The sequence below is a fragment of the Mesorhizobium sp. WSM4887 genome, assembly GCF_029625865.1.
Classification (GTDB): Bacteria; Pseudomonadota; Alphaproteobacteria; order Rhizobiales; family Rhizobiaceae; genus Mesorhizobium.
Window position 1 is genome coordinate 517,787 of the sequence record NZ_JARTVP010000002.1, and the last position, 21,935, is coordinate 539,721.

A 21,935-nucleotide genomic window follows, 5' to 3' on the forward strand; every position below is an offset into this window, starting at 1 on the left:
CATGAATATCTTTCGACGGCCCGCCGTTCACTACGGCAAGACACCTCAACCTGAGACGCCCTACCAGAAGGCAGGGCAGGTCTGGGACGAGCGCATCGGTTCGGCTCGCGTCCAGGCACGGAACTGGCGCGCCATGGCCTTCGGATCGCTTATCCTGTCGGCTGGCCTTGCCGCCTCGCTTGTCTGGCAGTCGGCCCGAGGTACGGTTGTGCCCTGGGTCGTCCAGGTCGATAGCCTCGGGCAGGCGCAGACGGTCGCGCCCGCGATCGCCGACTACAAGCCGACGGATCCTCAAATCGCCTGGCATCTTGCCCGCTTCATCGAGCAGGTCCGGTCGATCCCGGCCGATCCGATCATCGTGCGCCAGGACTGGCTGCGCGCCTATGAATGGACCACCGACCAGGGCGCGGCGGCGCTCAATGACTATGCCCGCGCCAACGAACCTTTCGCCAAGGTCGGCAAGCAGCAGGTTGCCGTCGAGGTCTCCTCGGTCATCCGCGCCTCGCCGGACTCCTTCCGCGTCGCATGGACCGAGCGTCGCTACGAAAATGGCCAGCTCTCCGTCACCGAGCACTGGACCGCAATACTGACGATCGTCATCCAGCCGCCGAACGACGCCGAACAGCTAAAAACCAATCCGCTTGGCATCTACGTCAACGCCATCAACTGGTCACGGGAGATGAGCCAATGAGCCTGGCACTGCGTGGTTTGATCCCACCCGCTTTCCATGGATATGCAATCGCGGCGGTCTTGCTTTCAGGGACCGTCGTCTCCGGCTGCGCCACGCCTGAGAAGCCGCCGCGGATTGCATACGACGCCTACGTTCCGCCGCTGCCGGCGGTTCCGGTTGCCAGGCCAGATGAGAAGCCGAAACCGCTGCACGTTCCCCCGGGTTGGAGCCCGACCCGCGGCGGTGTCGAAGCCAATACCCCGACGGCCCAGGTCGAAAACGCCAACGCGGCCGCGCGTGTTCAGCCGCGGCGCGAGGGCTATTACAACGCCATCCAGATATATCCCTGGAGCGAAGGAGCGCTCTACCAGGTCTATGCCGCGCCCGGCCAGATAACGGACATTGCGCTCGAGCCGGGCGAAAGCCTGACCGGCACAGGCCCCATCGCTGCCGGCGACACCGCTCGCTGGATTATCGGCGACACCGAGAGCGGATCTGGTGCCAGCCGCCGCGTCCACGTGCTGGTGAAGCCCTCGCGCGCGGACATCACCACCAATCTCGTCATCACCACCGACCGGCGCAGTTACATGATCGAACTGCGGGCGGACGGGAAGCCTTATATGCCGGCCGTGGCGTGGGCGTATCCGGCCAAGCCAGCCGGCGAGCGACAGACCGTTCCCGCAACGCCGATGATCCCGGGCCTCGCGGCGCGCAACTACCGCTATGGCCTCAAAGGGGGCACGCCGCCATGGAAGCCCGTCGCTGTCTACGACGACGGCAGGCGCGTCTATGTCGAGTTTCCGCAAGGCATCGTGCAGGGCGAGATGCCGCCGATCTTCATCATCGGTCCGGACGGCGAGGCTGAGATCGCCAACGGCCGGGTCTACCAGAACATGCTGATCGTTGACCGCCTCTTTGGCGCCGCCGAGCTGCGTCTTGGCAGCGGCAAACGGCAACAGATCGTGCGGATCGTCCGCGTCGATGGGGCGAGGACGGGTGGCCTGTCGTGGATGGCGGTTTTCACCACGGCCCCGAAAATCAAGAATACACCAAGGCAGAGGGGAGGGCAGGAGTGATGAGCGAGAACGAAACCGCGGCTCAACCGATGAGGCTTCGCGCGGATCCGCCGCGCGTCACCCGCCTGTCTCGCAAGGTGCTCGCCGGGATCGGCTTTCTGGCGTCGCTCAGCATCGGTGGGGCTCTGATATACGCGCTTCAGACGCGCGATTCAGGCAGGCGCGGCGAAGAGCTCTATTCGACGTCCAACCGGCAGCCCGCCGATGGCCTCGCGAGCCTGCCGCGCGACTATACCGGCCCCATCCTTGGGCCGCCGCTGCCCGGCGACCTTGGCCGGCCGATGCTCGACGCCCAGAACAAGGGCCAGCCCGTCGTGCCGCCGACCATTGCTACACCCACGGTCGACGAGGCGGAACAACGCCGGCTGGCTGAAGAAGAAGCGGCCCGAACGTCGCGCGTCTTTTTCCAGACGGGAGTGGTGACCGCGGCCGCGAACGAGGGACCTGGCAATAGCGCCGCGCCGGACCTCGCCGGCTCCGGCATCGCAGGGGGCCAAACGGCTCAGGATCGCCAACTGGCGTTCCTGAACGCGGCGGCCGACCGACAGACGGTGGCGCCCGATCGCGTCATGCCCCCGGCATCTCCGTATGTACTTCAGGCCGGTGCCGTCATCCCCGCTGCGCTCATAACCGGCATCCGCTCCGACCTGCCAGGCCAGATCAGCGCGCAGGTGACGGAGAATGTGTACGACAGTCCAACCGGTAGGGCGCTCTTGATCCCGCAAGGCACCCGCGTCATTGGTCAATACGACAGCGGCGTCGGTTTCGGGCAGCGTCGTGTGCTGCTCGTCTGGAGCCGGCTGATCTTCCCCAATGGCCGCTCTATTGTTCTGGAGCGCCAGCCTGGCGCCGACGCCAAGGGTTACGCCGGCCTCGAGGACGGTGTGAATTACCACTGGGGCGAACTCTTCAAGGCGGCGGCGCTCTCGACGATACTTAGCGTCGGAGCCGAGGCAGGCTCGTCCGGCCAGGAGAGCGACATCGTGCGCGCTCTGCGAAGGGGTGCCTCCGACAGCGTCAGCCAGGTCGGCCAGCAGATCGTCCAGCGCCAGCTCGAGATAGCGCCGGCGCTCACCATTCGGCCGGGATTTCCCGTTCGCGTGATCGCCACCCGCGATCTCGTGCTCGAACCCTACGGAGGCTGAAATGGGCAAGCTGAAACTCGGGCCAATCGCCGACGACAAACCTGTCAAGGTCACCGTGGAACTACCGGCACCGCTGCATCGCGACCTTACCAGATATGCCGAGATCCTTGGACGCGAAGCCGGGCAGCCGTCTACCGATCCCGTGCGCCTGATCGTGCCTATGCTGGAGCGCTTCATGGCCTCCGATCGCGGCTTTGCAAAAGCGAGGCATGAGCGAAAGGCTTAACGTCGGACCGCTAAGGCGGGCCGATCCATATCACGCGCGATATCGTTCGCCGGGAGACAGTTTGCGAAAGCCGATCGGATTGCGTCGAGCGACACCTCAAGAGTGCTGGAAAACATCCTGCCTCTCTGCCAGATCGCCACGTAGTGATAGAGCGCGGACGGGTCGACCGGTCTTGCTTCCAATTCGAACGCTGCATACTCGCGCGCAATTATCTCGTTGGTAATGGATACGCCAAGGCCTGCCGAAACGAATCCAACCTCGTAACCATTGGAGTCGTATTCCACCAGTATGTCCGGCTCGACACCGGCAAAGCGCAAGGCGTTGAAGTTCATCTGGTGCGACGCGAACTCGGGGTCGATATCGACGATCGTTTCGCCTGCCAGGTCGCTCGCTTCGACACACGCCTGCCTTGAAAAGCGGTGCTTTGGATGAAAGATGCATACGTTGTGCGCCGAACCGATCGGCGCCCATTCAAACAGGCGAGGATCCAAAGGCAGCCGAGAGATGCCAAGGTCGGCTCGGCCGGACAGGATGTGCTCGCCCACCTGGTGATAGTTTCCCGAAATTGATCGGACGCTCGAACCAGTCTTCGAGCGGACTGTCGCGACGACCTTCGGCAAAGTCACGAAACCGAAGACCGCGGGTGCGGCAATCGCGATCTGTTGCCTCTCTTCGTTTTTCATCGCGAAGATCGACGCTTCCAGGCGATCCAGAGACGTCAGCGCGAGGTCGACATTGCGCAGGAGTTCCCACGCTTCCCGTGAAGGATGGATGCGGTTGGTGGATCTCTCGAACAGCGCGATGCCGAGGAGCGCCTCAAGCTGTTTGATGTGCTGGCTTACCGCTGGCTGGCTTATCCCTAGCGCGATAGCTGCTCGCCTCGTCGATCCGGCCCGCAGCACCGCTCGAAAGACTTGCAACTGTCGGAGCTTCAGGCCGCTCTGCAGCAACTCCATTTCGCGCCCTTTTCCCGAGAACGCCCAGGTCACATGTGAACTGACCTAGCAACCCGAGTTGACAATTTGATCGGACCTCGAACGCTCCCAAAATTGCGTCGCCAAGCGAGCCCCGAATCTATCACCATATAGTCACTATAGTGACTGGTAAAGGGGAAGGTTTGCTTGTCGCTATGCACGCATGCGCCTTGCGGAGATTTTTGGAGCAAACGTTCGTAGAGTCCGGAAGGAGCGCGGCATGACCTTGGAATCCCTGGCAACCGAGGCTGGCCTTGCGTACAGCTACATGGGCGGCATCGAACGGGGGCAAAGAAACCCCTCACTTAATGTGGCGGACAGGATCGCAGCGGTGCTGGAGTGCGATCCGGCTACATTGTTCTACCAGCCTCATAAGTCAAAATAGTCGAACACCAGTCTCGTTGGAGTCGACTAGCTTGAGAAGCCAGTTCCCACGTGATCGCGCGCTTATCGCGCGGAGCAACCGCATGGCTTGAACATCGGTTGCGCTGCCTTCCACTATAGATATTTCGAAGCGTCGGAAAACAGTTTCGCTCAAGAACGCGAGAGGCTTCGAGTGCCTATAATCAGCCGTTATCGCAAAAATTCTGAAAATTATAGATTGAATTAAGGGGCAACGTCGATAGCTTTGGGAAATTCTGCAAAAAACAAATGCAGATTGTCCTTAGCTGATTTCGTGATCTTCGGTAATAGCCGAAGGAACTACGCCAAAGATTGCGAAATCAAAAATCGATGGAAGAGTGCCATGGGCGGTTTTGCTGCTCAGTTTGCTACCGCGTTCGTGGTCACCGTGAGTCTTGGTCTTGTCAGCGGGATCCTCGGCACGGTAATTGGGCTTTTGTTGGCCATGTCGAAGAGTTCTCCCGCTTCCCGTTTCAAAGCTGCGGTGACGGCCTACACGACGGTCGTTCGCGGTGTTCCAGAACTCCTCATCATCCTGCTCATCTACTTCGGGGGCACTATCTTCGCCAGCAAGGTCGCCGGGCGATATGTGGAAGTGAATGCTTTTACCGCTGGGGTGATCGCGCTCACGGTTGTCTTCAGCGGTTATGCCACTGAAGTCTTCCGTGGGGCGATTGCGGCCGTCCCGGCAGGTCAGACTGAGGCCGCGAAGTCGCTTGGGTTGAACGCCTGGCAGCGGTGGGCCTTCGTCATTGGTCCGCAGATGCTGCGACTGGCATTGCCCGCCTATGGCAATCTTTGGATATCGCTCTTCAAGGATACCGCGCTGGTCTCGATCGTCGGCCTGACTGATATCATGCGCGTTGCCTTTGTCGGTGCCGGATCGCTGCGCGCGCCGCTGACCTTCTATCTTGCGGCGTCGGCGCTGTATCTCTCGCTGACGACGATCACCCTGTTGTCGATCCGGTTGGCGGAGCGGCGCTACTCGGCTCTTAGTCGATGAGGGGCGCGCGGCGATGAACCTTGGCTTGATGTTCGACGCGATGATGGTCCTGCCGTCGGGCATTGGCCTCACCTTGACCCTGACGGTCCTGTCGCTGACGGCGGGATTTCTGTTGTCGGTGCCGCTGGCCTTTGTCCGCGCGTTTGGCCGCCCAAGCCTGTCCCTAGCTGTACTGGCCTACACCTACGTCATTCGCGGGACGCCAATGCTCGTGCAACTCTTCCTGCTCTACTACGGGCTGGGTCAGATCGAAGCAGTCAGAACGAGCGTCTTCTGGGTGGCCCTGCGAGATCCGTTCTGGTGTGCCTTGCTCGCTTTTTCGCTGAACAGCGCGGCGCACACCACCGAGATCCTGTGCCGTGGCCTCCAGTCGGTCCCGAAGGGTGTCGTAGAGGCTGCCGTGGCGCTTGGTCTCAAACGCATCCAGATCGCTCGCCTTGTCACCTTCCCGATCGCTTTCAGAATATCGCTTCCGGCTTACGGGAACGAGGTGGTGGGGATGATCAAAGGCTCGTCCCTCGCGAGCACCGTAACGCTGCTTGAGATAACCGGCATGGCCCGACAACTGGTGTCGTCCACGTTCGCACCCTACGAGATCTTTATTGTTGCGGGAGCGATCTATCTGGCGCTCACGACCCTTGCCGTGAAGGCGACTCAATTCCTGGAACGGCGACTTTCGACAGACGGCCATCCAAAGCGACGACGCAAGGTGCGGTCCCGCCCGGCCTTACCTAATCACGAGATCACGACGACCGTGCCGTGACATCGCAGCTTTACAGCTGCTTTCCCATCGACCCAAAACAAAAGAGGTGCCTCATGCGCATTCGCTTGGCTATTGCCGGTTTCATCGTCGCCCTTATTGCAGCAGTCCCGGTCGAGGCCGGGACCGACAGAACGATATCGATTGCCACGGAAGGCGCATCGCCGCCCTGGGATGGGACCGATGCGAACGGCAACCTTTATGGCTTCGATGTCGATGTCGGTCTCGAATTGTGCAATCGCATGAAGATCAAATGCAGCTTCGTCGCACAGGACTGGGACGGGATCATTCCCGCGCTGCTGGTCGGCAAGTACGATGTCATCATGTCCGGCATGGCCATCACCGAGAAGCGCAAACAGCAGATCGCCTTCTCCAACCCCTACGCCAGTGGCTTCAACCAGTTCGTCGTGCGCAAGGAACTTGGGCTCGATGCCGGCGACACCAAGGAAAAGGTCAATCTCTCAACCATCGGTGACAAGGAGAAGGCAACCATCGAGCGTGTCAGATCGACCCTCAGCGGCAAAGCCATTGGCGTCCTTCGTTCATCGAACTCGGAGGCTGTGGTGAACCAACTCCTCGGGGATATCGTGACAGTCCGCAGCTACGATAGCCTCGACAACCTCAAGCTCGATCTTGCCGCTGGGCGCGTCGACGGCGGTCTTGCCGACTATTTCACATGGCGCGACTTCCTGGAGACCTCCGACGGCTCCAGTGCGGTGTTCTTCGGCCCGGAACTAAAGGGCGGTCTTTGGGGGCCAGGCGTGGGCGCTGGCATGCGCAAGGACGATACCGAACTGGTAAACAAGTTCAACGCGGCGATCGACGCGGCAACCAAGGATGGAACGATCAAGGCGCTGAGCCTGAAGTGGTTCAAAGCGGATATCGCCCCAGCCCTACCGAACTAGCTGGATACGCGTGCCGTTGCCACACCTTCACACTCATAGAGCGAGTTCGATGAAAGATCCTTTTTGCGCGGTCGTAACCGGCCAATCGTTGATCACGCATGACATCCGTCATGTCCAAGCCGAGCGGTTCTCTGATGTTGAGCGTTTTCTCCAACAAGGTGACGTCGTCTTTACCAACTTTGAGTCGACGATCCTCGGCCAGCACGGCGGCTGGCCAACCAAGGGCAAATACTTCGGTTACTCCAGACCCGAAGTGCTGGACGCGTTGCAGGACATAGGCTTCAACGCGCTTGCCTTGGCCAACAATCACGCATTCGACCTCGGCCCTTGCGGCATCCAGTCGACATTGGAGGAGGTAGGGGCCCGGGGTTTCTTACACGCCGGGGTCGGGATTGACGAGACACATGCGGCGACGCTCGGCCGGCGCAATCTAGGCAACCGGCAAGTCTCTCTGCTTGCAGTCGATGCCGGCCCCGGTCCGGCCAATATGTATGCTGCGAACCGTACCGCTTCCCGGCCGGCTCGGCCAGGTGTCAACCGGCTGATCACAGTCCGCAAGATTGGGGTGCCTGATGGGCATTTCCGGAGACTGGCAAGGCTTGGCGGCCATTTGCAAAGCTCGCACTTCGAACTGGCCAATTATGCGCAACCGGATGATCCGCCGGACGTGACTGGTGGAACGGAGATCAATTTCTACGGCACCGTATTCTCGCAGGCAGCCGACTTCGGTCGGCTGATCGAGATAGATCCGAAGAGCGCGGAACTCCATTTGTCCGCTATCAGGCAGGCGGCCTTGCAAGGCGATTTCGTCATCGCCTATCTACACCACCACCACTGGGAACCGGGTTGGCAGGACGTACCGCGCTGGGTGCAGGTCTTTGCCCGAATGTGTGTCGACGCTGGTGCAGACCTCTTTGTCAGCCATGGCGCTCCCGTGCTCCAGGCATTGGAAATCTACAATGGCTCACCGATCTTCTATGGGCTTGGAAATTTTCTGTTCCACGTGCATCCCGATGAGAACGAGTGGGACCCGCCTGAAGTCTGGCAAAGCATTGTCGCGGCATGTCGATACGATGGAAGCGGGAGTCTCCACACGATAGACCTTCTGCCGGTTGTGATTGGTGGGGAAGATCGCTCTCCAGGATCCGGAACAGACAGATTGGTTCCCGTCGCCGCGGCCGGAAACATAGCGCGAGATATTCTCGACGGTTTCGCAACCCGCTCCCGGACGTTTGGCACCGCGATCACAGTCTCAGGATATTCCGGCACCGTCACTGTGCCGCCTACGCGCAAGTTCGGCTGACGACTGGCACAGATTCCAAAGCCGACCGCCTCAGGTGTCTATGCGAGAATGAATCTGGCGGAGCATCGAAAGATTGTTGAAACCGAAACGCTCGAGCCCTCGCCTGGCAATGCCAAAGCATAAGGTCGGGCGCGATCTTCACCCAGCCGATCTTCATGTCGGCCGGCAGATCGCTGTGGTTCGCATGCACTCGGACGTATCGCAGGCTCAGCTTTCCCGATCGATAGGTGTCAGCTGTCAACAACTCCAAAAATACGAGAATGCAAGGAATCGTGTGAGCGCTTCCATGATCTACGAGATTGGCAAGTCGCTGGGTGTTCCTGTCAGCCGCTTTTTCGAAGGCCTTGCGGGGAACGGTGAACTTAGTCGCGAGGCTTCACTTTTGCCGGTCGATGAACAGATTGAGTTTATTGCCAGCGCAGAAGGTCGGCGTTTGATCGAGCGTCTTGTTCAACTGCCCCCGCGAGTGCGAGCTCGCGTGTCTGCCCTGATAGCCGCAATCGCAGAAGAATTGGGCGCCTTTGATAAGCTGCCCGGCCGCTCGCGACCCCAAATCAAGGCATCAGATAAGGCAGCTGATAGCTAACCGATCTGCCTTCAGGAAAGAGCCCACTCTGCATCAGTCGCGGCGATCGCTTGCTTTCGCAACCCTTTCTGAAGCTCTTGCCAGGACGTATCCGAAACAAAGCCGCTCATACTTCCGCACGCCTTCGAAAACGGCACATTGCCAAAGCGGTCGATCAGATCGTTGGTTTCAACAATGCCATCACTGCGCAACATCTCAAAAGGTTCGTCATCGCATTCAATCACTCGGTGCCCCCAAGCTCCTGGCACATCGTCGCTTGCAAGTGCGTGCCGAAGATCCGCATCAACGTTCGCGCCCTTGAGCGCCCGAAACAGAATGTAGCGCATCAGAGGAAAATACACCGGCTGATGACTGCCTCCGAGCGCACGCACACCGGGCAGAATCGACACAACCAGAAACATGACGAGGAGATTGGGAATGAGGGTGCGGTCCGCCAGCCGCTCAATGATATCGGGAGCCGCGAAACGAGCCACCTTTGTCCCGCTTGCTTGGTTGATGAGTTCGCCTGCCGCAAGGCGCAGAGGCAGGCGTCTGCCGTTTTCGTATAACCAGAAGAAATCGGTGCTTCGTGCGAGCCAGCCACCCCATGGGCCGTCAGCCAGCCTGTCGATCTCAGTAAGGATTTTCAAAGCGAGCCGCGGGTCTTCCAGTAGCCTTGCCCGCAGCCAGGAATCCTCATCCAACAAATGGTCCGCCACCAGATCGGCAATGTCCTCGTCGTCGATCTGCAGGAATGTAAAGCGGTCACCGAACAATTGCGGCCAAAGCATGAGATTGGCAGCCTTGATGGCATGTGCCGGCCGCTCGAATTCATCCCTGGGCAGAAGCTTGCGAAGCTGCGCAAGTGTGGCCCCTTCAGTTCCTTGCTCAGGGGGCGTCAGCTCAAACTGATAAGACCCAGGTCCGGTGAGAAGGCTGTAACCGATCATGCGGCTTCGGCTGAGGCCGAAGACGTTTATCGGATTCCCCTCGACGGTAAGCCAGCCTGGTCCCTTGCGCGCCTTTTCAACAAGGCTCACCGTGGAGACGGCATAGGACAAGTAAGTCGAACAGCCATGCCCCGCGAGGCCGACGAGGCTGAAAATATGTGTGTAATAGGCTTCAGGGTCCAAGAGCATAAGCAGATGAGGTCCCGTCTGCAGCACGCGCCGTGCCTCGAGTTCCCGGCAAATCCGGGCAACGGCCTCTACCGACAATCCGTTTCGCTTGCCTGCGGTTCTGATGACGCCGAGCAACTTGGTCAGGGCATGCCTGCGAATTTCCGGTAGGGCTTCAGAAGCTGGCGCCTCAAAGAGGCGGATTGCATAGTCGCGGATCGGTCGTGAATAGAAAGCTCGAATCCACGGGTAAAGGATTGCGAGCGAATCCAGGACCGCCTGTTTTTCGTCTGTGCCTGGTACTGGCTCATCCACTTCACGATCCGATCTTTTGCCGTGCGAGACCTATGCCTATCGCAGGAACACCAATGACCAGCATCACTCCGAAACCGAAGAAAATAGTCGAGGGCGATACGGTGTCTCCCAAAGCAGCAGTAACGCTGAAAATGGCCAGTCCAAGCGCGACAGCGAAACTGTGCATAGTGCCTTTGGCCCTGCCCAGCACCCTATGGGATGCTCGCGACTGCAATGTGACCTCTACGCTGACGCGGCCCAGATTGTAGAAGAAACCGAGTGCCGCAAAGACAACCAGTGTCCACGGCGCAGACATGAGTATCAGCGCCATCAGCGCGAGGGCGGTAGAGCCTAACAGCGCGAGATGCAGCATATGAGCACTAATCGCTCGTGCCAGCCTGTTTAGAGCAATCGCGCCGACTAGCGAACCTGCTGACCATGCGGCTTCGACATGGCCGAAATCGACGGCGGCGCCTTTCTGTTCTTCGAAAACAAACGCTGAACCCATCACACTGATCAGGACCGCGCCTCCATAGAGGAGCGCGTACACTGCAAAGAGGCGAAGCAAGCCCGGGTCAATGTCGAGCGCAAAACGTCTGGCCCCGCAGATGCTGTACGATGACGAGTCCGGCCGCATCGAGAACAGGCTGGCCGCAGAAGCAAGGAAGAACATGGCAAGGACGATATAGGCCAGGGCAGGGGAGTGCTCATTGAGCAAGGACCCGAAAAGCAGAGCTGCCGCGAGGCAACCGAATTGCATCACGAAGAAGATAAGTGAATTCGATGCTACGAGGTCGCCGCGTCGCGCCACGGCCGGGATGACTGCCTGCGAACAGGTTAGCGCCACACGATCACAAAATGCAAAGACGACTGCTGAAAAACAGATCGTTAGAAACACGTTCTCGTGGAGAAGCGCGCATGCCATGGCAAGCATGATGGCAAAGCGACTGAGATCGGCCGCGATATTCAAGCGTCGCCGATCAAACTGGTCCGCCGCCACACCGACGAGAGGGCTCGCAAGGAGTTCAACGACGCTGACGATCGCAAGCAAGGTCGCCACGCTGCTGCTTCCGTATCCTGCTTCAACCAGAATCCATGCGGATGCGATGTAATAGCCGTTTCGCCCGACAGCAGCCGACAACGTGCTGGCCAGAAATCGGAAGGGCACTCGGGATTGCATGGGCGGTCTTTGGTCATCATGAATTCGGAAGGCGTCAGACATCAGCGCGCACCGGCCGCTTGTCATACTCTCTCCCGCGAAGTCTGCTTGTCAGCGATGTCGGACTTTTCAAATCCTTGCTGGAATCATCATCCCGTCGGCGTCGGTCTATGTCTTGCATATGCGCCGGAATTCGCTCGGATTGACTCCGAAGGCCCGCTTGAAAGCGTTCGTGAAATGGCTCGAACTGGCGAAGCCGCATTCCATTGCAATTTTGGTCGCCGACAGATTGGTCGATCGAAGCATCTCCGCGGACTGCTCTAGTCGACGCTTCGCGATGAACGCATGCGGCGTCATGCCGGTCGACTGCTTGAAGGCCCTGCCGAAATGAAACCGGCTGATGCCGATCTCCTTTGCCAGGTCTGCGAGGGTGGGCCGGTCGCCTGACAACGACTCGATCATTGCCATTACGCGTTTAAGGTCGAAAGCCGACAAACCGCCTTTTGCCGGCTGATAGCGGGTTCGGTTCAACCTGACCAGTTGCACGAACAACTGCGCAACCTGACACTCCACCATCGTCGCGCTGATCGGATCGGGATATCGGAGCTCCGTTGCAATTCTCTGGAGAGCCATTTCGATGGTGCTGTCTCGAAATCCGATCCATGGAGGCAACTCCGCCGGATGGTAGAGCGCAGTTCCGGCGAAAGTCTGCTCGGCGAATTCCCGCTCGACCGACACCAGCAGATAAGACGCAGTCGCATCGCCCTCATCCCAGCCAGTCCACTCGCTCTCTGCAGGGATGTATATTATCGAGCCGGGCCGCCTTATCGAGAAAGAAATCCTGCGGCCATTGACGAAGTCTTCTCCCCGCCGCGCAGAGCCCTTCAGGTTCATAAGAAACATATGCCGCGGGTACGCGATCTTGGTTTCCTGTCTTTCCAGCCCCGTCCTGCTAATTAAGTCAGCTCGTATATTTCCCCAGCTCTCGTGTTGATGCGCCAGCGTCCGGTGCCGCGAAGGGCGAATGTTGTTCGGGTCCAGGCAAAAGGTCTCCGCCAATCCAAACGACCTCCTTACTACGAGAAGCTCGCTCGCGTGCTTTTTGGCGAACCATAGGTTGCCAGACAAATCACAAATAATTCTGGGTTGGTAGAAGATGTGCCTTTTCAGAAAAAACGGCAACCGAATGAAAGCCGCCTGTACCGCACCGATCTATCTGTCTCCCGCGCTGATACTCGACAGTGTGGAATATTAATCCACACTAATCTTCGTTTTTTCATCGAGCTTTAGGCGTCTCACCGATCAAACGGTTGTGGGAGCACACTGCTATGCGGGGACTCGACGATTTTCTGGCCGAATGCGACCGTGGCCCGCGGATCAACGAACTCACAGGCTTCTTCTCGGCGACCGCCTCCGGTCAGAGCGGGATGCCAATCCGGAGGCCTTCAGCCGACGCAAGGCTCCTGCCCAGTGACGCTCTGCTTCGCGGTCTGGTCGGCCTGCACGCGGCTCGGCAAGGTTTTTTCGACCAGCACTACCACGGCAGCATTCCTTATCGACTGGAGGAGGAATGCCGAATGGCGTATGCCGTGCTCAAATACGCGCGGTATTGTCAGGCCCCGCTGTCGCTATACAGCCTTGGGACAGCGGAGGGCACCATGGCCAGGACACTGTCGGAGTTGTCAGGTGGAAAGATCCGCAGCCTGTCCTGCAGTCCCAACGCAGAAAACTACAAATGCTTCATGGCGTATGGCGAGCCGCCGGATGCCGAGTTCTTTGTCGGACCCTTCCATCGACTCACAAAGGATGTTCTGAGCTCGGACGCACGACTTGCAAAGTTCGCTCCAGGGTTCGACCTGATTCTCGAGGACACTACCTTCCAGATGTACTCGCCAAACCGAGCGAAGCAGATTGAGTTTGTATCGCAGCATCTCAAGGAAGGGGGCATATTTGTTTTCGTCGAGAAGTTCCGCGCGGCCGACGAGAACGACTACGCGCGCCGGGAGTGGCAGAAGGATTTTGGGTTCAAAACGCGCTATTTCCCCCTAGACGAGATCGAGAAGAAAAAGGCCGCAGTCCTCACGACGATGTTCAACAACGAGGTGACGCTGCAAGAGATGCTTCGGGCAGTGGGGGCGCATTTCAATCACTGCGCCATGACTTGGAACAGCGGAAATTTCTGCAGCCTCGCTGCCAGCAACAGCAGAGAAAATCTGAACCTTTACCTTTCGCAGATGGCAGACCCTGCCATTCCAAATGAATATGTCTACGAGACAGGCGTGCACTTGGCCTCACCGATCTCGCCGCCGCCTGGCAGCCAGGCTGATGCCTGAGCAATCGTCTTCGCGGCCGCTTCATATCGGAAGATGCTTGCCTGACTACCGTCCGCGCGAAGAAGTCCGAACCATTTGGCGCGAAACAGACCTTGCCCATGCCGATAATCCGCAAGGCGCAGGCTGCATGACCGGCGACGGCAACGCCCTTCGGTTGCTGGCCTATGCTTTTGCAGCGGCGGATTACGGCAGCCTGCGGCGGGCGGCAAGAGCCCTGAGGGTCCGGGAATCCTCTGTTAGTCGCAATGTTCTCAAACTCGAACAGCATTTAGACATGCAACTGTTCGAGCGCGATTTTCGCGGGGTTCGGTTGACCGAGGCTGGAGGGGCGTGGATCGACGTTGCGCGCGCTCACTACGATGGTCTGCTCGACGCCTTCATCCAGTGTGCCCGAGGCTACAAGGATGCAAGGACGCTCCGCATCGGATTGTGCTGGGTGACAGGAGGGGAATTTCTCAGGCGGCTCATTGATCGTTTTAGCAGCCGATACCCCGAGGTGAACCTCTCCATCGAAGATATTCCAGCCGGGCAGTGCCTGGCTGCCATACGTCGGCGTCAACTTGACATTGCCTTTACCCACGACCTCGGCCAGATGACGTCCTGCTGCAGCGAGGTATTCTGGCAGGAGCCCCTTTTCGTACTCCTTTCGTCGCGCCATCCCCTTGTCGACAAGCCGGCGGTCGCGTGGTCCGACCTCGCGGATATGTGCCTGTTGATTTCAGCCGGACAGGAGGGGCCACGGCTTGATCTACGACTGCTGGAACGTATTGCGGCGGCTGGTGGGCCGGTCCTCCAGGCGTCTTCGGCGGACCTGGCGACGATCATTCTCAAGGTTCAACTCGGCCAAGGAGTAACTTTTGCAGAGGAGAGCTATGCCCGCACCATCACCGTCGATTCGGCGAAGTGGATGCCCCTTGAAGGCCACAACAGTGTCAGCTCGATCAGGGCTGTCTGGCTCGATTCCAATCCAAAGCGTTCTGTCCTCCGGTTAGTCGGGCTCGCCAAGAACATGGCGAAGAGAGCCGCGGATCGGAAAGGCGAAACGCGCATGAGCGTTGCTGCAGGAGCGATGCGCGGCTAGCTGAGCGGAGCTTCCGGTGCAGCCAGAACGGATACTTTGTCTAGTTGTTTCAGAAGGGCGAACTTGGCGGACAGTGCGCTTGATGTTGACCTTCGCTTCCCGCAACAGGGCCGCGATGGCATCGCCCGTGTTGCGGTTAAAGTCCTCATCGGCCGTGATCAGCTAGAACTGAAAGTCCGCGTGGCCTGTCTCCTCAAGCAGCCGGTTGGTCTTGGTGATGTCGCGTGCGACAGGGGTGCGGACCTGGACACCACTTCGCGGCCAAACCCGAACGGTTCGGTGGTATCATCGGCAAGCTGCATGATGAGAATGTGGTCGTCGGCGCTGGTACCGTGCCCGCCAGGAGCAATTCTGCTCAATTGCAGCTGTTAAAAGTGGCATGACTGGCTTTCTTTGCGAGATGTGACGGATTATCGGGCCAAACATGTCAAAACCGTGCGCAACTATCTCAGCGACCTCTGTCCCTCGTGAACTAAGGGAAGGCCGATAAACGTTCGATATCCGACTCTCAACCTGGCAAGCACCATCTGCGTTCGCGCAACTGATCAAGTAGACCTTTCGAATGCGGCGAGGGCCGTAAAAATGGCATGTCAGGTTCGCAGCGCCACGTAGATCGCCGGGATGACAAGCACGGTCAGCAGCGTCGAGGAGGCGAGGCCGAACAGCAGCGATATGGCGAGGCCCTGGAAGATCGGATCGGTCAGGATCACCGCGGCGCCGATCATCGCCGCGAGCGCGGTGAGCAGGATCGGCTTGAAGCGGATCGCGCCGGCCTTGAGCAGCACGCCGACGAGCGGTTCGTCGGGCCCTCTGGCGTGTCGGATGAAATCCACCAGCAGGATAGAGTTGCGCACGATGATGCCGGCGAGCGCGATGAAGCCGATCATCGAGGTGGCCGTGAAGGGCGCGGCGAAGGCCCAGTGGCCGAGCATGATGCCGATCAGCGTAAGGGGTATGGGGGTCAGGATGACCAGCGGCAGCTTGAACGAGCCGAACTGCGCGACGACCAGGATATAGATGCCGAGGATCGCCACCATGAAGGCAGCGCCCATGTCTCGGAACGTCACCCAGGTCACCTCCCATTCGCCGTCCCACAATAGGGTGGGCCTCGATTCGTCGTCCGGCTGGCCGTGCAGCAAGATTGCCGGCTTTGGGACGTTGCCCCAGTCTGCCTTGGCGATCGCATCGTCCACGGCGAGCATGCCATAGACCGGCGCCTCGAACGCGCCGGCCAGCTCGCCCATCACCATCTCGGCCGGCCGGCCGTTGTGGCGGAAGATCGGGTAGGAGGCAGGCTCCCGGCTCACCCGCACGACGTCGCCAAGCTCGACAACGTCGCGCGCGCCGGGCAGCGCGTTTGCGGCCACCGGCGTTGCCAGGGCACGCTGGTCGACCACGCCGTTTGTCTTGGACAAGGCGATGCGGATCGGGATCGGCAGGCGTCCGCCGCCTCGGTGCGAGTAGCCGACAGTGGTCCCGCCGTAGAGATAGCTCAGCGTGTCGTACACGTCCGCCTGCTCGACCTTGTAATATTCCAGGTTGTCCTGGTCGATCGAAAGCCGGAGCCGTTCCGGCTGGTTGTGGAAGCTGTCGTCGACGTCGACGATGAACGGGACGCTGGCGAAGGTCTCGCGCACCTTGGCCGCGACCGCGCGACGGGTCTCGGCATCCGGGCCGTAGATTTCGGCCAGCAGCGTGCCGAGCACCGGCGGCCCCGGCGGCGGCTCGACCACCTTCAGCACCGTGCCCGCAGGCATCGCCATTCCTTTCAAGCGATCGCGCAAGTCGAGCGCAACGGCATGGCTGGCGCGGCTGCGCTCGCCCTTGGGAAGGAGGTTGACTGCGATGTCGCCCTGTTCGGGGCTCGATCGCAGGTAGTAGTGGCGCACCAGGCCGTTGAAGTTGAAAGGCGCGGCGGCGCCTGCGTAGGTCTGGAACGAAACCACTTCCGGCACCGACGCCAGCCGGTTCACGGCTGCCTGCAGCAGCCGGTCGGTCTCCTCTACCGACGAGCCCTTGGGCAGGTCCGCCACAATCTGGAGTTCGGTCTTGTTGTCGAAGGGCAGAAGCTTGACCGTCACGTGCTTGGTGTAGATCAGCGCCATGGACCCAATCGTGGCGATTCCGACGGCCAAAAGGAAGGCCCACGCCCGGAACCGCGACTTCAAGATCGGCCGCGCCACCGCGACATAGATGCGTCCCAGCACGCCGCCATGCGCGCTGCCGGCGTGGCCATGCGCGCCGGCTTGATCCTTGCCGCCGAGCTTCATCATCAGCCATGGTGTTAGCATCACCGCGACGAAGAAGGAGAACAGCATCGCCGCCGATGCATTGGCCGGAATCGGGCTCATATAGGGACCCATGAGGCCGGAGACGAACAGCATGGGAAGCAGCGCCGCCACCACGGTCAGCGTCGCCACGATGGTGGGATTGCCGACCTCGGCGACCGCGTCGATCGCCGCCTGGGTGCGCGAACGTCCATCGTCCATCGCCCAGTGGCGCGCGATGTTCTCGATGATCACGATTGCGTCGTCGACGAGGATGCCGATGGAGAAGATCAGCGCGAACAGGCTGACGCGGTTCAGCGTGTAGCCCATGATGCGCGATGCGAACATGGTCAGCAGGATCGTCGTGGGTATCACCACGGCCACCACCAGAGCTTCCCGCCAGCCGATGGCGACGGCGACCAAGAGCACGATGGAGACGGTCGCCAGACCGAGATGGAAGAGCAGCTCGTTGGCCTTCTCATTGGCCGTTTCGCCATAGTTGCGCGTCACGGCCATCTCGACGTCCTTGGGGAAGATCTGCCCGCGCACCTGGTCGAGGCGCTTGACGATCGTATCGGCGATGACGACCGCGTTGGTGCCCGGCCGCTTCGCAATCGCCACCGACACGGCCGGCGCGCGCTCGAGACCTTTGTCGGACTTGACGACGTCGGTGACGCGGTTCTCCGCCGGCGACGTCGCCAGCACGACGCTGGCGACGTCGCGGATATAGACCGGCCGGCCGTCACGAGCGGTCAGCAAAAGGTTGCCGATGTCGGACAAAGCCTGCAGCGTCTGGCCGGCCACCAGCACCCGCTGATTGCCCTGGTCGCGCACCGTGCCGATCTGGAAGGAACGGTTGGCGCCGGCGATCTTGCCCGTCAGCTGCTGCAGCGTGATGCCATAGAGCGAGAGCTTTTCCGGATCCGGCTCGACCTGGATCTCTTCCGGCTGCTCCCCGACTATGTAGGTGAGGCCGATATCGGGAAGCTTCGCGACCTCGACCTGCAGCTCATGCGCAAGACGCGTCAGGTCCGCAGAGGAGTAGCGCGTCGCTGCCTCTCGCGCCGGCGTCAGTGTCACCACCACGATAGCGACGTCATCGATGCCGCGCCCGACGATCAGCGGCTCCGGGATCCCGACCGGGATGCGATCCATGTTGGCGCGGACCTTGTCGTGGACGCGCAGGATCGCGGCGTCCGAGCTGGTGCCGACCTTGAAGCGCGCGGTCACCAGCGCGCCGTCATCCATCGTCTGCGAGTAGACGTGCTCCACGCCGTCAATGCCCTTGATGATCGTCTCCAGCGGCTCGGTCACGAGCTTGACGGCATCCTCGGCCTTCAGGCCGTTGGCGGACACGTGGATGTCGACCATGGGTACGGAGATCTGCGGCTCCTCCTCGCGCGGCAACGTGACCAGGGCCACGAGCCCGAGCGCCAGCGCGGCCAGCAGGAACAGAGGCGTCAGCGGCGATGCGATGAAGGAACGGGTAAGCCAGCCGGCGATGCCGAGTTTCATGGCAGGACGACCTTGTCGCCATCGGCAAGACCGCTCAGGATCTCGACGCGAGGCTGGCCGGCGTCCTGGAATTCCCCGCCTAGCACGACCGCGACCTCTAGTGGGCCGTCCGCCGTCTCGACGGTGACGTAGTCTATGCCGTGCACGGTCCTGAGTGCCTCCGGCGGAACGCCCAGCATGGTCCGTTTGGCAACCGGTATGGAAACGAGCGTGCGCTCATTGACGAAATAGGTCCCGATATCGACGACTTCGACGTCGGCAATCACGCGGCCACTCTCGATCTCGGGGTAGACCTTGGCAATCCGTCCCTCGCTGGCCTTGACGAAGCCAGCATTGGTACCCGTGCCGCGTTCACCGATGTCGACGCGGGCGCCTTCCGTTATTTCGACGGCGTGCCGTTCCGGCAACGACAGTCGCAGATAGTATTGGCCCGACGCCACCCGTGCGACAGGTTCGCCCGCCATGACCACCGAGCCGGCGGCCACCGGTACCGTCAGCACCCGGCCGTCGGCCGGAGCCAGGATATCGCCTTCCCTGGTGCTTTGCTCGATGACCGCCTTCTCGGCAATCGCAGCCGCCAGCTGGTTCGTGACGACATCGAACTGCGTCTTCGCGGCGTCGACCCGGCTTTGGGCGGCGGCACCCTTGGCGAGCAGGTCCTGCGCGCGCTGCAGATCGGTGCGGGCGCTGTCGAGTTGCGAATTCAGCGCCGCGATCTTGGCGTCGGCGGCTCTGAGCTGCAAGGCGAGCTTGTCGTCGACGACGGTGGCGATCACGTCGCCTTTGCTTACCTCAGCGCCCTCCGAGACGCGGACGAACGCGACGGTTCCCGAAATCCTCGCCCTGGCCGGCAGGATCGTGCGGCTCTCCACCTGTCCATACACAGCCTTCATCTCGGTGACGGCCGCGGCCTTGACCGTGAAATCGGCGGCGCGCGCATCGACCGCGACAAGGCCGGCGGCGCCGATCAGAACAATGTTCGCGAGGGCCGATCGTATGGTTCTCATTATTGCTTGTCTCGTCGATTGAAATGGGTCGGGAGGCGACTGGGCCGCCTCCCGGCTAGCGGCCAATTGCTCGATGACGTGCCGTTTATTTGAACGCCACGCCCGGCTTGCAGCCGAGCTTCTTGAAGACCATCGCCGCCGGGCAGACGCCCGTGACCGAGGCCTGCACCATGTTGAGCCCGGCGAATGCGGTCAGCAGGAACCAGTAGGGCGAATAGTAGATGCCGAGCGCGAGCGATATCAGCACCATGAAGCCCGCGAACATGAGAACTGCCCTGTCTATCGTCATGATCCTTTTTCTCCTGGATATCGCCGTGCCTATTCGGCCGGCTCGATGTGGATGGCCTTGAGTTTCTTGATGCCGAGGACGTCGAGCGCCAGCCCCTCATAGAAGGTCTCGCTCTTCCCCTGCCGCACCTTGTGGAGGAAGTATTTCTCGAACCCGACCTTCGCCGCGTGAACCCACTTGCCCTGCGAGGACCAGTTGACGTTGCGGGGAGGGATCTGCGGCTGCGCGACAAAGGCTATGCCTTCATCGCCGAAATCGGCGAGGCAGACCGCATTCCATGTCGCGACAGCCCTCGGCTCCTCGCCGCGCAGAAGCGCGCCGATGTTCTCGGCGGTGGCCGTGACCATGGATTCTATCATGAAGCCCGTCTTCGGCACGCCCACGGGAAGCGGTGTCTTGCCGACCGGCGGAATAGCAACGCAGACGCCGATCGCGAAGACGTTCGGATAGGTCTGGTTGCGCTGATGCTTGTCGATGGTGACGAAGCCGCGTGGATTGACCATGCCCTCGACACCCATCACCGCCGGCACGCCGCGGAAAGCCGGCAGCATCATCGAGAAGGCGAAGGGAAGGTCATGCTTGGCCTTGGTCGTCCCATCGTCGTTGACTTCTTCGACATGCATCACGCCGGCGTCGACCGAAGCCACCTTGGCGTTGGTGACCCACTTGATGTGGCGATCGCGCATGGCGCTCTCGAGCAGGCCCTTGGTGTCGCCGACTCCTTCGAGGCCGAGATGGCCGATATAGGGCTCCGGCGTGACGAAGGTAATCGGCACGCGGTCGCGCACCCTGGCCTTGCGCAGCGCGGTGTCCAGGATGAAGGCGAATTCATAGGCCGGGCCGTAGCAGGATGCGCCCTGGACCGCGCCCACGACTATCGGGCCGGGCTTGCGGACCAATTCGTCGAACCTCGCCCGCGCGGCGACGGCATGATCGATGTGGCAAATGGATTGGGTATGGCCGGCAGGTCCGAGACCCGGCACCTCATCGAAGGCAAGGTCGGGGCCGGTCGCGATGATCAGATAGTCGTAGTCGACGAAGGAGCCGTCGTTGAGCTCGATCCGGTTTTCCTTCGGATGCACCTTCTTCGCGCCTTCGGGGCGCAGAGCGATGCCGCGCCGCTTGAAGGTATCCGCCAGATCGACGGTGACGTCGTCGCGCTCCCGCCATCCGACGGCCACCCAGGGATTGGAGGGCACAAAGGAATAGGACGTGCCGAGCGTGACGACGCTCAATCGGTCGTCGCTGCGCAGCTTGTCGCGCATTTCGTATGCCATGATGGTGCCGCCGAGACCTGCTCCGAGGACGACGATGTGTGACATGATGATCCTCCCGGTATTTGATCTTTCGCAGCATTCTGCGCTGGAGAGCCCGCGCTCTGCGTTGATCAGGCTCAATTTCCAAACGGGCCGGCGCGGTTGTAGGGTGTGGCTTCGACGGGGCCCGGATGGCGAGCTTGCATCTAACATTCAAAGATTATAAATTCAAGAGTATGAATGTAAGAGATATGATCCCGGCCTCGGACAAGGCGGCGGAATTGCTTCGGAGCCTGTCGCACCCGCAGCGATTGCTGGTGCTATGCGCACTCGGCAATCAGGAGCGCTCCGTGGCTCAACTGAGGGAACTCCTGGACATCGACCAGGTGCCGATGTCTCAACAGCTGATGCGGCTGAGGGCCGACGGGCTGGTCGAGGCTCGCCGCGAAGGGACGACGGTTCACTACCGTATCACCCGCCCGGAGGTGTTGACTGTCATCGAGGCGCTGCATTCCGCCTTCTGCCCGACTTAGAGCGTTTCACGGAAACGGTGAAACGCTCTAAGTCTTTGTTTTTACGCAATTCCG

The 21,935-nt window shown here is 60.6% G+C and carries 21 protein-coding genes; 13 read left to right on the plus strand and 8 right to left on the minus strand.

Annotation, left to right across the window (positions count from 1 at the left end):
• Window position 1 precedes the first annotated feature (1 nt).
• From trbF to P9230_RS10930, 4 genes are read left to right on the plus strand one after another with little or no spacing between them, the layout of a single operon-like run.
• Window positions 2-691: a conjugal transfer protein TrbF gene (gene trbF, locus P9230_RS10915; protein ID WP_278118851.1), complete on the plus strand. Its 690-nt coding sequence runs from the start codon at window positions 2-4 to the stop codon at window positions 689-691.
• The gene (gene trbG / locus P9230_RS10920) at window positions 688-1,746 is read left to right on the plus strand and encodes a P-type conjugative transfer protein TrbG (RefSeq protein ID WP_278118853.1); all 1,059 of its coding nucleotides are present in this window, start codon (window positions 688-690) and stop codon (window positions 1,744-1,746) included. Before trbF ends, trbG begins: the two co-directional genes overlap by 4 nt.
• Window positions 1,746-2,891 (plus strand): TrbI/VirB10 family protein, encoded by a 1,146-nt coding sequence (locus P9230_RS10925; RefSeq protein WP_278118855.1) that lies wholly within the window; start codon window positions 1,746-1,748, stop codon window positions 2,889-2,891. The genes trbG and P9230_RS10925 overlap by 1 nt, the downstream gene beginning before the upstream one ends.
• Before the next feature lies 1 nt (window position 2,892).
• On the plus strand, window positions 2,893-3,117 hold the full coding sequence (locus P9230_RS10930; RefSeq protein ID WP_278118857.1) for a DUF2274 domain-containing protein: 225 nt from the start codon (window positions 2,893-2,895) through the stop codon (window positions 3,115-3,117).
• Here P9230_RS10930 and P9230_RS10935 read toward each other — a convergent pair.
• Complete coding sequence (locus P9230_RS10935; RefSeq protein ID WP_278118859.1) at window positions 3,114-4,073, minus strand: LysR family transcriptional regulator; 960 nt, start codon at window positions 4,071-4,073, stop codon at window positions 3,114-3,116. The genes P9230_RS10930 and P9230_RS10935 overlap by 4 nt on opposite strands.
• A 181-nt stretch (window positions 4,074-4,254) precedes the next feature.
• On the opposite strand from P9230_RS10935, the gene P9230_RS10940 reads away from it, so the two are divergent.
• The 6 genes from P9230_RS10940 to P9230_RS10965 all read left to right on the plus strand — a co-directional run bounded on the left by P9230_RS10940 (window position 4,255) and on the right by P9230_RS10965 (window position 9,050).
• Window positions 4,255-4,476 carry a helix-turn-helix transcriptional regulator gene (locus tag P9230_RS10940; protein ID WP_278118861.1) on the plus strand — a complete coding sequence of 74 codons (222 nt, stop codon included), beginning with the start codon at window positions 4,255-4,257 and terminating at the stop codon, window positions 4,474-4,476.
• A gap of 360 nt (window positions 4,477-4,836) precedes the next feature.
• On the plus strand, window positions 4,837-5,496 hold the full coding sequence (locus P9230_RS10945) for an ABC transporter permease subunit (RefSeq protein ID WP_278118863.1): 660 nt from the start codon (window positions 4,837-4,839) through the stop codon (window positions 5,494-5,496).
• A 13-nt stretch (window positions 5,497-5,509) separates the two neighbouring features.
• The gene (locus P9230_RS10950) at window positions 5,510-6,259 is read left to right on the plus strand and encodes an ABC transporter permease subunit (RefSeq protein WP_278118865.1); all 750 of its coding nucleotides are present in this window, start codon (window positions 5,510-5,512) and stop codon (window positions 6,257-6,259) included.
• 53 nt (window positions 6,260-6,312) lie between these two features.
• Entirely contained in the window at window positions 6,313-7,161 is an 849-nt protein-coding gene (locus P9230_RS10955; RefSeq protein ID WP_278118867.1) for a transporter substrate-binding domain-containing protein, read from the plus strand.
• Window positions 7,162-7,210: 49 nt separating this feature from the next.
• Window positions 7,211-8,464 carry a CapA family protein gene (locus P9230_RS10960; protein WP_278118869.1) on the plus strand — a complete coding sequence of 418 codons (1,254 nt, stop codon included), beginning with the start codon at window positions 7,211-7,213 and terminating at the stop codon, window positions 8,462-8,464.
• A 184-nt stretch (window positions 8,465-8,648) separates the two neighbouring features.
• The gene (locus P9230_RS10965) at window positions 8,649-9,050 is read left to right on the plus strand and encodes a helix-turn-helix transcriptional regulator (protein ID WP_278119457.1); all 402 of its coding nucleotides are present in this window, start codon (window positions 8,649-8,651) and stop codon (window positions 9,048-9,050) included.
• Between the two features lie 11 nt (window positions 9,051-9,061).
• On the opposite strand, the gene P9230_RS10970 is transcribed toward P9230_RS10965, so the two are convergent.
• The 3 genes from P9230_RS10970 to P9230_RS10980 all read right to left on the minus strand — a co-directional run bounded on the left by P9230_RS10970 (window position 9,062) and on the right by P9230_RS10980 (window position 12,659).
• Complete coding sequence (locus tag P9230_RS10970; RefSeq protein WP_278118871.1) at window positions 9,062-10,462, minus strand: hypothetical protein; 1,401 nt, start codon at window positions 10,460-10,462, stop codon at window positions 9,062-9,064.
• 1 nt (window position 10,463) lies between these two features.
• The gene (locus P9230_RS10975; protein WP_278118873.1) at window positions 10,464-11,663 is read right to left on the minus strand and encodes an MFS transporter; all 1,200 of its coding nucleotides are present in this window, start codon (window positions 11,661-11,663) and stop codon (window positions 10,464-10,466) included.
• Between the two features lie 105 nt (window positions 11,664-11,768).
• Window positions 11,769-12,659, minus strand: coding sequence for an AraC family transcriptional regulator (locus tag P9230_RS10980; protein WP_278118874.1), 891 nt, complete (start codon window positions 12,657-12,659; stop codon window positions 11,769-11,771).
• Window positions 12,660-12,928: 269 nt separating this feature from the next.
• On the opposite strand from P9230_RS10980, the gene P9230_RS10985 reads away from it, so the two are divergent.
• Together P9230_RS10985 and P9230_RS10990 are read left to right on the plus strand one after the other, a co-directional pair.
• A complete protein-coding gene (locus P9230_RS10985) occupies window positions 12,929-13,933 on the plus strand; it encodes a class I SAM-dependent methyltransferase (protein WP_278118876.1) in 1,005 nt (334 codons plus the stop codon).
• 37 nt (window positions 13,934-13,970) lie between these two features.
• Window positions 13,971-15,014, plus strand: a complete 1,044-nt coding sequence (locus P9230_RS10990; RefSeq protein WP_278118878.1) for a LysR family transcriptional regulator — start codon at window positions 13,971-13,973, stop codon at window positions 15,012-15,014.
• A 590-nt stretch (window positions 15,015-15,604) separates the two neighbouring features.
• On the opposite strand, the gene P9230_RS10995 is transcribed toward P9230_RS10990, so the two are convergent.
• The 4 genes from P9230_RS10995 to P9230_RS11010 form a co-directional block, all read right to left on the minus strand.
• On the minus strand, window positions 15,605-18,796 hold the full coding sequence (locus P9230_RS10995) for an efflux RND transporter permease subunit (RefSeq protein WP_278118880.1): 3,192 nt from the start codon (window positions 18,794-18,796) through the stop codon (window positions 15,605-15,607).
• Window positions 18,793-19,803 (minus strand): efflux RND transporter periplasmic adaptor subunit, encoded by a 1,011-nt coding sequence (locus tag P9230_RS11000; protein ID WP_278118882.1) that lies wholly within the window; start codon window positions 19,801-19,803, stop codon window positions 18,793-18,795. Before P9230_RS11000 ends, P9230_RS10995 begins: the two co-directional genes overlap by 4 nt.
• Window positions 19,804-19,888: 85 nt before the next feature.
• Window positions 19,889-20,092, minus strand: a complete 204-nt coding sequence (locus P9230_RS11005; protein ID WP_278118883.1) for a DUF2892 domain-containing protein — start codon at window positions 20,090-20,092, stop codon at window positions 19,889-19,891.
• Window positions 20,093-20,121: 29 nt separating this feature from the next.
• A complete protein-coding gene (locus P9230_RS11010; protein ID WP_278118886.1) occupies window positions 20,122-21,414 on the minus strand; it encodes an FAD/NAD(P)-binding oxidoreductase in 1,293 nt (430 codons plus the stop codon).
• A 185-nt stretch (window positions 21,415-21,599) separates the two neighbouring features.
• Between P9230_RS11010 and P9230_RS11015 the strand changes: the two genes are divergently transcribed.
• Window positions 21,600-21,881: a metalloregulator ArsR/SmtB family transcription factor gene (locus P9230_RS11015; protein WP_278118888.1), complete on the plus strand. Its 282-nt coding sequence runs from the start codon at window positions 21,600-21,602 to the stop codon at window positions 21,879-21,881.
• Window positions 21,882-21,935: the final 54 nt, after the last annotated feature.

What these genes read in the sequence shown, in the direction of transcription:
- P9230_RS10945 (WP_278118863.1), top strand. Translation starts at nt 4,837, where the DNA reads ATGGGCGGTTTTGCTGCTCAGTTTGCTACCGCGTTCGTGGTCACCGTG.
- P9230_RS11015 (WP_278118888.1), top strand. Translation starts at nt 21,600, where the DNA reads ATGATCCCGGCCTCGGACAAGGCGGCGGAATTGCTTCGGAGCCTGTCG.
- P9230_RS10955 (WP_278118867.1), top strand. Translation starts at nt 6,313, where the DNA reads ATGCGCATTCGCTTGGCTATTGCCGGTTTCATCGTCGCCCTTATTGCA.
- P9230_RS10985 (WP_278118876.1), top strand. Translation starts at nt 12,929, where the DNA reads ATGCGGGGACTCGACGATTTTCTGGCCGAATGCGACCGTGGCCCGCGG.
- P9230_RS10950 (WP_278118865.1), top strand. Translation starts at nt 5,510, where the DNA reads ATGAACCTTGGCTTGATGTTCGACGCGATGATGGTCCTGCCGTCGGGC.
- P9230_RS10925 (WP_278118855.1), top strand. Translation starts at nt 1,746, where the DNA reads ATGAGCGAGAACGAAACCGCGGCTCAACCGATGAGGCTTCGCGCGGAT.
- P9230_RS10960 (WP_278118869.1), top strand. Translation starts at nt 7,211, where the DNA reads ATGAAAGATCCTTTTTGCGCGGTCGTAACCGGCCAATCGTTGATCACG.
- trbG (WP_278118853.1), top strand. Translation starts at nt 688, where the DNA reads ATGAGCCTGGCACTGCGTGGTTTGATCCCACCCGCTTTCCATGGATAT.
- P9230_RS10995 (WP_278118880.1), bottom strand. Translation starts at nt 18,796, where the DNA reads ATGAAACTCGGCATCGCCGGCTGGCTTACCCGTTCCTTCATCGCATCG.
- P9230_RS10975 (WP_278118873.1), bottom strand. Translation starts at nt 11,663, where the DNA reads ATGTCTGACGCCTTCCGAATTCATGATGACCAAAGACCGCCCATGCAA.
- trbF (WP_278118851.1), top strand. Translation starts at nt 2, where the DNA reads ATGAATATCTTTCGACGGCCCGCCGTTCACTACGGCAAGACACCTCAA.
- P9230_RS11010 (WP_278118886.1), bottom strand. Translation starts at nt 21,414, where the DNA reads ATGTCACACATCGTCGTCCTCGGAGCAGGTCTCGGCGGCACCATCATG.
- P9230_RS10930 (WP_278118857.1), top strand. Translation starts at nt 2,893, where the DNA reads ATGGGCAAGCTGAAACTCGGGCCAATCGCCGACGACAAACCTGTCAAG.
- P9230_RS11005 (WP_278118883.1), bottom strand. Translation starts at nt 20,092, where the DNA reads ATGACGATAGACAGGGCAGTTCTCATGTTCGCGGGCTTCATGGTGCTG.
- P9230_RS11000 (WP_278118882.1), bottom strand. Translation starts at nt 19,803, where the DNA reads ATGAGAACCATACGATCGGCCCTCGCGAACATTGTTCTGATCGGCGCC.
- P9230_RS10935 (WP_278118859.1), bottom strand. Translation starts at nt 4,073, where the DNA reads ATGGAGTTGCTGCAGAGCGGCCTGAAGCTCCGACAGTTGCAAGTCTTT.
- P9230_RS10940 (WP_278118861.1), top strand. Translation starts at nt 4,255, where the DNA reads ATGCGCCTTGCGGAGATTTTTGGAGCAAACGTTCGTAGAGTCCGGAAG.
- P9230_RS10965 (WP_278119457.1), top strand. Translation starts at nt 8,649, where the DNA reads ATGCACTCGGACGTATCGCAGGCTCAGCTTTCCCGATCGATAGGTGTC.